This window comes from Pseudomonas cremoricolorata, assembly GCF_000759535.1.
Classification (GTDB): domain Bacteria; phylum Pseudomonadota; class Gammaproteobacteria; order Pseudomonadales; family Pseudomonadaceae; genus Aquipseudomonas; species Aquipseudomonas cremoricolorata_A.
The window spans coordinates 3326136-3338828 of the sequence record NZ_CP009455.1 but is presented as its reverse complement, the minus strand read 5'-3'; the positions used below and the strand labels follow the sequence as shown (position 1 = coordinate 3338828).

General features: G+C 59.7%; 15 protein-coding genes and 1 pseudogene. 2 read left to right on the top strand and 14 right to left on the bottom strand.

Translation table 11 applies throughout. The features are described 5' to 3' along the window. Positions 1 to 50 precede the first annotated feature (50 nt). Positions 51 to 1016, bottom strand: a complete 966-nt coding sequence (locus tag LK03_RS15275) for a FecR domain-containing protein (protein WP_038413204.1) — start codon at positions 1014 to 1016, stop codon at positions 51 to 53. After that, a complete protein-coding gene (locus LK03_RS15270) occupies positions 1013 to 1516 on the bottom strand; it encodes a sigma-70 family RNA polymerase sigma factor (RefSeq protein WP_028696072.1) in 504 nt (167 codons plus the stop codon). Before LK03_RS15270 ends, LK03_RS15275 begins: the two co-directional genes overlap by 4 nt. A gap of 739 nt (positions 1517 to 2255) precedes the next feature. On the opposite strand from LK03_RS15270, the gene LK03_RS22900 reads away from it, so the two are divergent. After that, positions 2256 to 2759 (top strand): topoisomerase DNA-binding C4 zinc finger domain-containing protein, encoded by a 504-nt coding sequence (locus LK03_RS22900; RefSeq protein ID WP_081951611.1) that lies wholly within the window; start codon positions 2256 to 2258, stop codon positions 2757 to 2759. Between the two features lie 172 nt (positions 2760 to 2931). Here the strand turns inward: LK03_RS22900 and LK03_RS22410 are convergent, their stop codons facing one another. The 5 genes from LK03_RS22410 to LK03_RS15240 all read right to left on the bottom strand — a co-directional run bounded on the left by LK03_RS22410 (position 2932) and on the right by LK03_RS15240 (position 5395). After that, positions 2932 to 3285: a hypothetical protein gene (locus tag LK03_RS22410; RefSeq protein ID WP_205621216.1), complete on the bottom strand. Its 354-nt coding sequence runs from the start codon at positions 3283 to 3285 to the stop codon at positions 2932 to 2934. Further along, positions 3282 to 3578, bottom strand: coding sequence for a hypothetical protein (locus LK03_RS15260; RefSeq protein WP_038413202.1), 297 nt, complete (start codon positions 3576 to 3578; stop codon positions 3282 to 3284). The genes LK03_RS22410 and LK03_RS15260 overlap by 4 nt, the downstream gene beginning before the upstream one ends. Before the next feature lie 105 nt (positions 3579 to 3683). Further along, positions 3684 to 3893 carry a hypothetical protein gene (locus LK03_RS15255; protein ID WP_038413200.1) on the bottom strand — a complete coding sequence of 70 codons (210 nt, stop codon included), beginning with the start codon at positions 3891 to 3893 and terminating at the stop codon, positions 3684 to 3686. A gap of 465 nt (positions 3894 to 4358) precedes the next feature. Further along, complete coding sequence (locus LK03_RS15245; RefSeq protein ID WP_038413197.1) at positions 4359 to 4859, bottom strand: DUF2514 domain-containing protein; 501 nt, start codon at positions 4857 to 4859, stop codon at positions 4359 to 4361. Next, entirely contained in the window at positions 4856 to 5395 is a 540-nt protein-coding gene (locus tag LK03_RS15240; RefSeq protein ID WP_038413195.1) for a glycoside hydrolase family 24 protein, read from the bottom strand. The genes LK03_RS15245 and LK03_RS15240 overlap by 4 nt, the downstream gene beginning before the upstream one ends. 756 nt (positions 5396 to 6151) lie before the next feature. Between LK03_RS15240 and LK03_RS22895 the strand changes: the two are divergent. Next, a pseudogene (locus LK03_RS22895) lies at positions 6152 to 6358 on the top strand (CatB-related O-acetyltransferase); the annotation flags it as partial. A gap of 195 nt (positions 6359 to 6553) precedes the next feature. Here LK03_RS22895 and LK03_RS15230 read toward each other — a convergent pair. The 7 genes from LK03_RS15230 to LK03_RS15200 all read right to left on the bottom strand — a co-directional run bounded on the left by LK03_RS15230 (position 6554) and on the right by LK03_RS15200 (position 12692). Continuing rightward, complete coding sequence (locus LK03_RS15230; protein ID WP_038413193.1) at positions 6554 to 7303, bottom strand: hypothetical protein; 750 nt, start codon at positions 7301 to 7303, stop codon at positions 6554 to 6556. Between the two features lie 14 nt (positions 7304 to 7317). Next, on the bottom strand, positions 7318 to 9006 hold the full coding sequence (locus LK03_RS21605; RefSeq protein ID WP_167334501.1) for an SGNH/GDSL hydrolase family protein: 1689 nt from the start codon (positions 9004 to 9006) through the stop codon (positions 7318 to 7320). A gap of 220 nt (positions 9007 to 9226) precedes the next feature. Beyond that, complete coding sequence (locus LK03_RS21600) at positions 9227 to 10138, bottom strand: phage baseplate protein (protein ID WP_049870499.1); 912 nt, start codon at positions 10136 to 10138, stop codon at positions 9227 to 9229. A 2-nt stretch (positions 10139 to 10140) separates the two neighbouring features. Next, a complete protein-coding gene (locus LK03_RS15215; protein ID WP_240478620.1) occupies positions 10141 to 10776 on the bottom strand; it encodes a putative phage tail protein in 636 nt (211 codons plus the stop codon). Then, on the bottom strand, positions 10773 to 11816 hold the full coding sequence (locus LK03_RS15210; protein ID WP_038413189.1) for a baseplate J/gp47 family protein: 1044 nt from the start codon (positions 11814 to 11816) through the stop codon (positions 10773 to 10775). The genes LK03_RS15215 and LK03_RS15210 overlap by 4 nt, the downstream gene beginning before the upstream one ends. Next, positions 11806 to 12192, bottom strand: coding sequence for a phage GP46 family protein (locus LK03_RS15205; RefSeq protein WP_038413187.1), 387 nt, complete (start codon positions 12190 to 12192; stop codon positions 11806 to 11808). Before LK03_RS15205 ends, LK03_RS15210 begins: the two co-directional genes overlap by 11 nt. Continuing rightward, positions 12189 to 12692, bottom strand: a complete 504-nt coding sequence (locus tag LK03_RS15200; RefSeq protein WP_038413185.1) for a phage baseplate assembly protein V — start codon at positions 12690 to 12692, stop codon at positions 12189 to 12191. The genes LK03_RS15205 and LK03_RS15200 overlap by 4 nt, the downstream gene beginning before the upstream one ends. Position 12693: the final 1 nt, after the last annotated feature.

Sequence of the window (12693 nt, the reverse complement as noted above, 5' to 3'; positions counted from 1 at the left end):
TCACACAAAATGATTTTCTGTAGATGTAAAAACCGTCTTTTCAGACAGTGTCAAACGCTGAACCGCATCCAATATCGAGTCAACGTCTGCAAGCGAAGATCGTGGGTCTGAGCGATGAAGGCCAGCGTTGCATCCATATCATCGAGGTTGAAATTACCGCTGATTATACGTTGCGTTATGCGCGGGTCGCATCCCAGGTAGCCGTTACGGTAACGGCCAAGCTCACCGACCAGAGTCCCCAGCGGCATCGAACGTGCGATCAACAGTCCATCGCGCCAGGCTGGTTCCTGTGCTCTGGCGGCTAGGCGCTGCACGCCGTTGTGCAGCATTGCCCAGGTTTCGCCCGCTTGGGCAATGGCCCCCTTGCCGCCAAGGGATAGCAACTGAACGGCGCCCTCGTTCACTTCCAGCTTGCAGCTGTGCGGGTACTGGCGCACACCGAACCGGGTGCCGAGCGCTTCGAAGCTACCGAAAGGGTTGATGACTCGCAGGGGGCGGTGACGGGCGCTGGCGCTATCGGCGCCGCTGGTCAGGTAAAGCTCTCCCCGCAACAGCTCAATCACTCGTGCATCGGCGCTGAAATGCAGGCGTACCGCGGTGTCGGTGTTGAGCTCCAGCACGCTGCCGTCGCTGAGTGTCCAACGCCGATGCTCGCCAACGCGGGTACTGTAGTCGGCAAGCAGTCGCTGCCAAGGCGCGGCGTCGCGCGCGGTCCATACTGCCGTTGCGGATATACCGCACAGTGCCAGCAAATTGAGCATCTGCCTGCGTCGAAGCCGAGCCTGCGGTAGTTTTTCAAGCGCCTGGCGCCCCATTGCGGCGGGCACGTCATCGAAGCGACTGCTCAAGCCTTGCAAACGAGTCCAGGCCAGCTGGTGAGATTCGTCACTGCTCAGCCACATCTCGAAAGCCTTGCACGTATCCGGGTCGGGGCGATTGTAGGTCATCCGGATGGACCACTGGATGGCCTGTTCGAGCGTCTCATCGGGCAGACTGTGCAGCCCGGAAGTGGTCATGGTTGTGGCTCGTAGGCTAGCTGGTAGCAATGGCGCAGTGCCTTGGCCAGATCGCGCTCGATGGTCGACAGCGACACGCCCAGTCGTTCGGCGATACGCGGGCATGGCAGCCCATCGAGCTGAGCCATCAGGAAGATGGTGCGCATGCGTGCAGGGAGCGCATCGAGCATACGGTCGATGCTGATCAGCGCCTCGATGGCCAAAGCACTGACCTCCGGTGAAGGCATCTGTGCCTCAGGCAGCCCTGCCACGGTTTCCAGCCATGCTTGTTCGATGTCGCGATGCCGCCAAAGATCGATCACCAGGCCGCGAGCGATAGTGCGCAGGTACGCACGTGGCTCGACCATGACGGGCGCTTGACGACGCTGCAAGATGCGCAGGAACGTGTCATGCGCAAGATCTGCGGCATCCGTCGCGTTATTCAGGCGGGTGCGCAGCCAGCCTTGCAGCCAGCTGTGGTGCTCAACGTAAAGCTGCTCGATAGGGGGCGTAGCGGGCATGGCGAAGCTTCCATTTCGCTGTTTATGATAATAAGTCTCATTAGATCACAGTGACCTCGATGCTTTCGAGTACTTGACCGCAATTGGCCAGAGCCAGCGGCATCGAACAGAGGTATGTCTACACGCTGGACGATTTCAATCACACGCTATTTTGATCGCGTCGAGCCCACTTCCATGAAAAGGACGCTTATGAAATCAAGCGACTACGGGCGTGAACGAGCATTGGGAGCATATGGGCCGGAGCATGCTGCGGAACCGATGGAGTGAGGAACGGACGTCCGCGTGGGCATTCGAAGGAAGCGATCACCAAGGCGGTTTACCGTCGTGTCGGCGAGGTCGTTAGCCCTACCAAATAGGGCTGATGCGGAAACGATCCCGCTTAATGCGGAAACGATCAGGTTTTTCCCGCACAAAGAAAAGCCCCGCAGACCTGAATCTGCGGGGCTTTCGAATATGGAGGCCGAGGTCGGAATCGAACCGGCGTAGACGGATTTGCAATCCGATAGCTGAATTGCCGCCTGATGCGCCTTGGTGAGCGTAATCCGTTCCGAAACATTCCTCATTTCGAGTGGCTGTAGGCCAGGTATTTCGAAGGTCAGCCAGTTTGTTTCGGAACTGATTTTGGCCCATTTGCCCCGCCAACCTCTGCTTTCAACTGGGCCATATTCATCAATCTGCCATCCAGCCCAAGTGTGTGCCCTAGGTAAATCCGCACTGATTGCTTCAGTCCGAGTGTTCCATGATGATGGCTACTGATCTATACCTACAGGGGTATTCGATGGACCGAAAAGACCTTTCTCGCAGGGCAATACTGGTCAGCGTTCTCGCTTTAGCCAGCGGTACCGCACTCGCACGCGGAGGCGGGCGAGGTGGTGGTCGAAGCGGTGGCTGGCGAGGTGGTCGGGGCCGTAGCGGTGGAGGTGGATTTGGAGGCCTCGCTTTCATCTTGGGAATAGGCTGCGCATTTTGGCTTTGGGTTAAAATTACCGACAGAAAGTCGAAGACCCAAGCGTCCAAATATCCAACCCCAAGTCAATTGCAAAGGCAGGAGATTCTGCCAACGCAGCCGCCGGGACCGAATGTACAAACAGAAAGCTGCGTACAAACGGAACACCCTCGCCTGTGTCCTGAATGCGGCAGCCCGATGCTGCTGAGGACGGCCAGCAAGGGAAGACATGTTGGGAAGAAATTCATGGGCTGCTCGAAGTTTCCGCGTTGCCGCGGAATCCGGACTGTCCAGTGATCAATTTTGCAGTAAAGCTGGGTGTGGAGCTGCCAGAACCACTGGAACCTAAATCATAGCTGGCACCTGCCAGCCCTTTGAAATCAACAACTTGAGCCGCCCGCAGCCGTTCATTTTGTCTCAAGAAAGCAACAGAAGTACACGCTCGCAAACCGCGTGATTCACGATTTGTTCACGCACGGTTTCCCGCGCCATCCGCATTGACCACTGGGATATCCAGATGGTCCCAGCCTCCCGTGAGCCGTCCAGGCTCGACCCGCTCCGTTCTGGAAAGCGGTACACCCCACCCGTCTTTTTGCTCACCTACAGCAGGCATCGGAAACACTGTTTCCAAGTCCTCCATCGCCCATAGCCTGCCCGCCTCTGCCAGCTCCAGCATGTCGGCCAGCACGCAGGCATCGATGCGGCCGGCCCGGTGCGCCGCAACCGCCATTTCGCTGAGCACGGCTTCACGGCCGTCTGGGTCCATCAGGAACGCGACCTGATCATCCAGTTCATCCATCCACGCCGTAGGGATTCGACTCATGAGTCCACCCTGCACCACCAAGACTGGGCGTACAGCACTCCGTCGATTTCCTCGACGCCGCTGATGTTCATGCCCTGCTGGGCCATGCCGGTGATCTTCGCGTCGTGCAGCCGAGGTATCACGTCGGCGCCTGGCGCTGGGTTGAAGACCCAGGCCTGTGTCGACACTCGGCCCAGCAGTTCGCTCTGATGCTCTCCAATGTGAACGTCAGCACGGATGGGATTCTGTTGGCGCAGCTGCTCAGGCTGCAGCGCCGCACCGCGGGAGCGGCGGCGTACGACAAGGAAATACATATGGCACCAAATACTGTACATATAAACAGTATCGTAGCCAGTATTTCGGGCGCTCGACAATCACCGCTGGGCAGGACAGCTGATATTCAATGCTCGTAGCAGGTTTCAGTGCTTGGTTATGGGCTGCAGGCCGCGCGCGTAGAGCTGGTAGTCGGTGACCGCTTGGAAAGCCGACTCGGCGATCAGCCGGAGTCGTTCAACCTGCTCGAACGGATCGCCTGCCGCCTGTGCTTCACGGTACCGACGAAGCGCAGCGATTGCCTCTTGAATCAGCGGCTCGCCGGCATCTGCCAAGCCTTGTATGGTGCGCTTCATCGCGCTACACCCGCATCTTCGGTTACTCATTCAGCACAGTAGGTGCGCCTCTGTCTTCAGCTAGAAGCGCCCTGCTGCCAGAGCAGAGCCGAATCGGCCTGACTGTAATGATGAACCCGATCAGATCTTCCTGAATTCCCAGACTGCGCACATCTCGAGCGCTCTATCGCAGGCTCTCCAGAACGCGACCAGAGCATTGATAGCTTCATCGGCAGTCTGGTAATTCCCGTCAGGCTCATCTACCCCATCGACTCTGGCGTCGACCTGACACTTGAAGTGTCCAGAATTCAGATCTTTGACAACCCGACCAGTGGAGGATCTTTCGCTATTGATGAAATTACTAGCTCGCAATTCCGAAACGACTTCTACAACGTCCACCATCGAAAACCTCCTTTAGCACAAGCCCATGAATTTATCACATTCCTGTGGGAGGTGAGGACACCTCTCGTACACGCTGACAGGCGATCAAGAGCCTTTGATAAGAGAGTCGTATTCCTGCTGGCACTGCTCCCCGGCTACTCTGGCGCGGTCATACGCTTTCGCCAGATCTCCCGCTCGAGCATCAGCCCGTGCGAGCAGGTCGGAGAGCACCATGGCGGCGCGGGTGGCTGCCTGGCCTCGGGCGATAGCGGCGGTATCCGGGCCGGCGCAACTGACGGCGGCGGCGAACTGGGCGGCGTCGTGCTGCAACCGCTGGCCAGCAGCATCGGCGCCATCAGCGCCAGCGTCAGCCACCTGGTGTTGTTCGTGTGCATGGGCTCTCGCCTCCTCCTGCGCCTGGGCGCGTCTTTGTTCTTCGGCACGCGCGGCGCGCTCGCCGATGACTTCAGCTTTGCGGTCGCCGCTGTCGCGATTGGCGGATACCGTCGCGGCTACTGCTCTTTCCACCGACCGGCCATGCTGGTAGGCGCCCCAGTACGACGCCAGCACCAGCGCCAATAGAGCAATCTGCGCCGGCCGGCTCACGCTACCGCCTCACCACCGCAGGCGACATACATCGCCAGCAGGTCGCTGGAAGGCTTGGCCTCGACCGCCCTCTCGCTTTCGTAGATGCCAAGCAGCGCCGCCAGCTTGTGCTCGCGCTGGCCGTACCCGGCGCCTGGCAGACTGGCCCAGATCGGCGCGGCCTTGGCGATCGCGTCACTGATCCGACCAGCCTTGATCAGCGGCAGCGCGCCGCACTCGGCCAGCAGCTTGATCGCGGCCAGATCCTGGGCTTCGGGAATGAAGCGGCCCTTGAACCCGTAGTTCTTGACGATGGCATCCCAGGTGCGGGCCAAGACTTGGTAGCGACCGGCAGCCGTCGACTTGATGCCGTAGCGCGGCAGCGGTACCAGCACGCGCGGGTGCTGGCTGTAGTCGGTGAACAGCTTGCCGCCCACCAGCACGTTGTAGCCGTCGTCACTGGCTTTAATGGTCGAAGTGCCCTCAGACCAGGCGAGCATGTCGAGGAAGGCGATCACATTGATACCGCCAGCAGCTTCGGAAGAGATTTGAGCCATAGAGCCTCCAGATACAGGAATTAGCGGAATTTGCGGGGAGTCCGCGCGCTGGCAGCTACGAGGATTTGATACGAATGGACGTCACCATCCATTGCAGCACTCCCGTAATCTCAACTGCTGCGGGGCCTCTGAACGATGAAACGAGGAAGGAATGTTTTGAAGCCGGGGTTTATGAATGCTTGTCTCTAGGTTATCTTTGGCGACAGATTTGACTTGACTTCCGCAAGAAGACTAGATCCAAAGAAATCAAAACAGAATTAGTTACTACCTAGAAAACGGCCAGGAATAGAAACTGTGATAAAGATCGAAAGCGAGCATGCACACCACTACAGGATAAAGGCCGACAACTACTTTCTTGACCTACTAGCATCCTATAGCATATTCGACAAAAGAAACTCAGACCCTGGCGCAAAGAACAGGTGGGCTCCGGGCCATTTTCTCTCTATCCCAAAAGATTGGTCAGCAGAAGAGCACTGTACTTTTGGGCAAGGTGGAAATCTCTGCAATATTGGTTCATTCTCAGAAACAATGTCTCAGTTCCCAATGAATGCGTCTATTGGTAGATACTGCTCAATATCCACCGATATAAAATTTCTAGCATTCAGGCATCCGATGGATGCCGCAATCATGTCTTCTGCCTCGTTTAACTCATCTAGAGAGTTTATCCAGTCATACACATCGTCCCTAAAAGCTAAGGGGATTAATTTCGAATTCAACAGAGTTTTAACACCCCAACCGCAAAACGCCCCAATCAAGATCGGGCATGACGTATGGATTGGCGCGAATGTGCGACTGAGAGGCGGCCTATCAATAGGCAACGGCGCAATTATCGCATCAGACTCGGTAGTTACTAAAGACGTGCCACCTTTCGCCGTAGTCGGAGGAAATCCTGCGAAAGTGATTAAGTTCAGGTTCGACCCTGAAACAGTAGCACTTCTAGAGGAAAGTGAATGGTGGAAGTACGAACTGTACGAACTTCACAAACTCGACATGAAAAATCCTAAAAAATTCGCCGATAGCGTCATTTCTAGAAGCGGGGAGCTAGCAATCTACAACCCAAGAGTCTTCAAGATCAAAGACTACCTGTAGTCCCTATTCTCAGGCCGGGCGGTTGCATCCTAAGTGCGCTCTTCGGAGCGCACATTGATTGAGAATAGTTTACGCCGGAATGCCGAGACGGTTGGCGCGAATACGCATCCAGTCGGCGAACGCCGTGATCTGCGCGTCACTCAAGGCGACGGAGAAGATTGCCACCGCTGAAATGTCCGCCTGGGCGGCGAACTGCGTGTAGGCACCGCCGATACGCATCTTCCTGGAGTTGAGCAAGCGGGCATTGCTGTAGGCCAGAGTCGAGGACAGGCCAGTGGTGAGGTTGAGCACCTTCGAGCCTACCGCGGCGTCGACACGAACCGCACGAATACCCCACTGAGTGGGCGTGTCATTGGTAATCGTGGAGCCGCCCGTTACCGCCCCGCCAGAACCGTTCGAACGACAGCCCGTGCCATTCAGTGCCGTTGGGCCGTTGTGGTAGAGCGAAGTGCCCGTGGTGGTACCGGTGAACCCGGGCGTGATGGATGGCCCGTTGAAGTTGCTGACGTAGCAAGTGCTCGCTTCGATGGTGCTGCCGGGCACATCGACCGCCTTGCCCAGGCAGATGATGGTCATGCTGTCGGTTTCGGCGATGTTGGTCTGAATGAAGTTCGCCAGGCTGGTGAATCGGCCGTGGGTGGGGAACGCCTGAGGATTGCCCACCAGGGATGCGCCAGGCTTGCCCGGTACCCGATTGAACGCGAAGCGGGAAGCGTCGGTATCGAAGGTGAAGTACCCCTCGAGGCCATTGGTGATTGGCGCGATAACCTTGCGGTTCCACGGCGCGATGTTCTGTTGGTCGATCAGCTTGATGCCCATTGATGGTTCCCTTGTTAGATGAGGTCGAGTGCAGCGCCCGCGATGAACGGCGCCAGCGATGCGAAGAGCGAGTGGCGAGAGGAACCCTGCGGGTGGGTGGGATCGCTGAAGTTCCCCGAGACAAAGCCATCGGTACCCGGCGCAGATGCGCTGATCGGGTAGCCGCTTTCCGGGTCGGTCATGGCCCATACCGGCGCGACGATCACCGCTGCATTTCCCGCTGCGGCATCCTTGATGGCTCGGATAACCGGCGCGTAGCGCGTAGACCACAACGCGTTCCTGGTGGTATCGAACGAGGTTCCGGGTACCGATCTGATGATCTTCGCGTCAGGCCAAGCAGCAGCGATCTGCGAGTGCATCAAGGTGTCGTTGGCAAAGACCTCGGCGTACACCGTGGCGTCCGTGCGGTGGCTCGCGTCGTTGGTGCCGAGCAGGTTGACCACGACGTCTGGAGCCTGAAGGCCGAAACGCGACTGGTAGAAGGCAGGATCGAACACGCACCCGTTCCTGACGATGGCCGGGTTATCGCTTTCGGTCGCGGCGCGCAGGAATGGATTTCGGGAATACTTGTAGGCTTTCGAACCTGAGAGGTAGGCGGCCTCTCCACCAGGAGCGACGATGTTTGCCATGTCGGTCTGGGCGTAGGTGTAGTCACCCGTTTCCCAGCCCTCGCGCGCTTCGCCCAGTCCGCCGCTCGCGTTGTTTGGGTCGTTCGGCAGCGCTGATCCGGGCATGGTGCCGACAAGCGTCACGCTGAACCCCTGCGCCTCCAGGTACTGCTTGGTCAGGGTTGCGCCCTGCCGGTTGCCGATGCTGTCACCAATCACCAAGACCTTGATCGGCGTGGGCTGTGCCTGCACAGGGACGTTGACCAAGGTGAGCGGCATGAAACGATGATCGCTCGGGAGATCAAGCCGCCTGAGGCCAAGCATGGCCGCAGGTCCGTAGCGCTCGGCGTCAACGGACATTGCCCGACCGCTTGAGGATGCGGTGGTGCTGAGGCTGGCCAGGGTGGCCACTAGCGCGGTGTCCCGCTCTCGGTACTGGAGGATGTTCTGCGGATAGATCACCGACCTGATCGCCGGGCTTGTGGCAATCAATGGCGAAAACAGCAGGCCGCCATCGAAAGGCGACTGCGCCACCACCTCGTCTTCAACCCCGAGCAGCGCGCCCTCGATGTCAGTGGCGAATACCCCAGGGGCGTCCGTGACCTGCATTTCAAAAGGCCCGACGATTGTCCGGCCTGGCTCGTCCAGTAACACCACGGAGCCTTCAGAGTCGAGGATCGCTGTCGATCCCGCATCCACCAGGATCGTGAAAGGGATCGTTCTCAGCGCACTGTCTGACAACTGCGCGATCAAGCCGCCCTCGGTGTCCAGCTGCCTCAGGCGTACCACATCCGTTTCCTCGGATGGGAACGGCTTGATCTGGCTGCTGACCTGATCGATGGCAACGGTCGCTGAATCGACTTGCTGCTTCACCGCCTTCACCGCCTGGGCGTTCGGGTAGGTGCTGATTTTTATCGCCAGACCATTATCGTTTCTATAGAGGATCACGTATTCCGCTTCGTCCGATGACGGTACGCTGAAGTAGGAACCGGACGTGGTGTTAGCAATACCCTGAGCCGCGGAGCTATAGATCATGGCGCCGCGCATCTGAACAGCAACATCTTCCAAGGCGGAACTAATCTTCGCCTGGGTCATTAGCGCCTGCTTCGCTAGCGAAGGAACCGAGCCCGACTCGGTAAGCACGTCTGTAGTCGCATCCCCGTGAATTACCTGATGCTGAAGATCCGCTGCAGAGTTCGCCTTTCTCGCCGCTTGAGAAAGCTGGCCGGCATATGCCTCCATTGAAGAAACGTCTGTCATCATGCCTCCGGGCATAAAAAAACCCGCCGTAGCGGGTGCAATGAAGGTTCATCCCTTAGCTGGCGCGTTTCCACATGTGCACGGCCAAGTAAGGTGGCAAGTTGTTATGTGCCTGTCCGCCACCGGACTTGCCGCTAGACGGTTGCTCACCCGCCTCGGGAGAGTGCGTCGCGTCATCACCTGAGCTGTAGATGGGCCCAGTCTCCCCCTCTGGTACAACGCTGCCTTGCGGCATTTTGTGATCGTGCTGCGGCATCTCAGCGATTGAGAGCGCGTGCTCGTACTCGCCTCCAGTCTCGCCAAGCTCAAATGACTTGGCCTGACCGCGAACATCGTTTCCGCTGCCAACACCCATCAGCATCCGGCCTGTGCCCAACGCTACCCAAGTGCCGAAACCCAGCAGAACTGCCGGATTGGTAGCGTCGCTTGCGTTCATGTAGATCGATCCCACGGGGTACACCACAGCCAGCATCGCCGGCTTGTTGCCGGTGTGGTACGGCGCATGGGAGCCGGCGATGGTCAGGGTGCCGTCACTTTTCAATCGCAACACCTCAACGCCATCGACCACCACCACAACGGCAGAGCCGTCGTCATCGTTCCCTCCTGTCGCGTAGAGTCCGGTGTCACCGTCCCCGGCGAAACCATATCCAACCAGGCTGGCGTTTCCGGCCAGTGGCATGCCTTTGGCCACGCGTACGCCTTTGGTGGCCTTAAGCAGCCCAGTCAGCGTGCCGCCGGTCAGGGGCAGGTAGCCGGACAGCATCTGTGCAATGGCCTGCTGTAATTGGTTTTCCTGATCAGCGCGCAGCTCGATACCCGCAGCCAGTACCACGTTGCTGATTTCCTCCTGCACCATGTTTAGCCATTCGGCCTGAATCGGTGTAGGGGCCACGCCCCCGACCACCGACCCATAGCGAAAACGGCCAAACGCGGCCACCAAGTCGGTCCAGCTGGAAATCCGTTGCATAGTTAATCCTCGAGGCCGGCAATAGCGGCCGGCATCACATAATGAATTGCGGTGAAAAGCTGATCGACGTGCGCTGCGATTCGCTCGGCTTCGGCTTTCCCATAGCCGATCTCGACATCGGTGTACTCCGGCGCCTCAAGGCGCAGGCGGCACTCCATCGCAGCGCCTTGCGGCGTGCCATAGGCCGCTAGCGGCGCGGACGCCAGCCAGGCCCAAGACCAGGCACCGCCGTACAGAAACCCGCCGGCGACGGTTGGTCCGACTCTGGCCGGGCGAAACTCATCGATGGTGACCACCACGCCTGACTGCCTTGCCCTGCGCTTGTAATACGCCACTTGGGGAGCGCCCGAGGCTGTCAGCTTGTCGATCACCGCCTGACGGCGCTGCTCTACGGTCTGGGAGCCCGGCACCGTGCAGGCATCCGGCAAGCCCAAATAAGCCTCCCAGTCGGTCAGCAGGGCATCGACAGTGGCCGGATTCATCTCCAGTTGCAGAGCGTCCAGCGCCTGGTCAACCCTGGCCAGCTCTGGCGCGAGGCCGGCCAACAGTTGAGCCACGTCAGGCTGCAGACCTGGGTCGAAAGCCGGGCCCGGTGGCATCAGCCCACGCAGACCCTCCCTGTAATCGTCTTCGGTCATAGCCATGTGATCGCCCCCAGCACAGCGACCTGGTTGCGCGCCACGCTCACATCGTCGGTTGGCGTTTCCAGTCGGTGATCCGTTTCGCCAGGGGCATTGCTGATGGCCGCCTGGATATGCGTGAGCGGGATGACCGAACCAGCCCCGCCCACGTCGCTGATCAGGTCTGCCAGTGCTTTCTCGACGGCCTGACGGACCGTCGTGGTATCTGGCACCAGTCGCAGGCGCAGATTAACGTCCAGGCGCTGTGCAGCGAACACATACACTTCGCTGGTCACTGGTCGCTTGCGCTCAAGGTACGCCTGAACCTCTGCCACCTTTGCCTCGGTAGGAAAGATGTCCACGTCCCCGTCGCAGACAAAGGTCAGGCCGAACGTACCCGGCCCCAGCCATCGCGGAAGTGCCCAGGCGCGCGTGACTCCAGGTACCTCCAGCGCCCACTCCTCGAAGTCATCGGCGTTGCCCACTTTGCTGGGGTTCTTGAAGGCTGCCCGCACGCGCCCGCGCAGCGCCTCGATGTCCTCCTGATGAGCGCCACCAGTGATGCCATCGACGTCTATGACCGCCCGTGGATTGACGCCAAGCACCGGAGTGACGGTAGTGAGCTCGCCAGCCTGGATGTTGCCCTCCGGGCCGAGCATTTCCGACGCCACTTGCACTTGGGCTGCACCATTGACCAACGTTGCACCTACAACCACCACGTAACGACGCCCGTCATCAGCCTGATAGACGACCCCGGCGTCGACCAGGAACCCGGAAGACCCGGTCACGCCTACCAGGCCGGTAGCTGCTACGGCTGGCTTGCGGCCTTCTTCAAGGCGCCAGTCCGCCCACAACAAAACCTGCTCGTCATCGCAGGTCGCCGGATGGGCTTGCCTGGCCACCCAGTTCTGGTAGCCGAACAGCTGATAGGCCGCACCGCTGAGCGCCCTGGCCGCGACCTTGGCGTCCGACCTGCGCAACGCATCCGGGGCATTGCGCTCGAAATCTGCCTCAGTACGCTGGATCAGCACCGGCAGGGTTGGAATTTCATACGGCATTGATCAGGCTCCATGTGTCCTCGAAGACCAGTTGCAGGGTCTCGCCGTTTTGCTCGGTCAGCGTCACGCGCAGGTTCACCCGTTCGTTATCCTGCCGCTCGACCGTGACCGTGACGGCGGTGACGATCTCGTCGTCGATTAGCCAGGCCAGCGCTTCTTCGGCGTACTCCCGCGCATCGCGCAGGGTCTGCGCGGTGATGGTGCGCCGCTGCAGCAGCCACAGGCGCGAGCCGATGCGGTCGCCGGTCACGGTCGGTGTGCAGTCGCCCCACCAGCCTTTTCGGTCGGTGTCGTCCAGCGCATCGTCGGCTTCAGCCCGGCGCCAGGTGAACAGGCTGATGGTGACCGCCCGGCGCAGCAGCGCCTCGCGGCTCAATCGCCACCGCCCGCCGGCGCGCCGGACTGTTCGTTGCCCGACTTGACGGTCGTGTGGACGTGGTTGATCTGGCTAATGCCGCCGGCGATCTGGTCACCGGTCGACTCGATACGGCCGGTGGCCGTGATCAGCGGCGTTTCGAAATTCACCGAATCCTGCGCCCGGACATTGAGCGTGCCTGTCTCGATATCGATCACACGCCCGCGCTTGAGGTGGATCTTGTCGCCCTCGTCGGTGTAGATGGCCACCTCGCCGCCCTGCAGGCCGGCCAGACGGTACCGACGATCAGCAACCACGATGACCACGCCGTGGCTGCGATCACCAATGAACCCGGCCAGGCCCTCGGCACCAGGCAGCGGGCTGGAGGTGAAGCCGTAGGGTTCAAGGTGTTCCATGTCGTCTTTGACCTCGTCGGCTGTCAGACGCATCTGCAGGCTCTGCAGCTTGCGCGCCGAGTCGGCGAGCACGACCACGCCCCGGGCGAGCGCCCCGGTAATCATC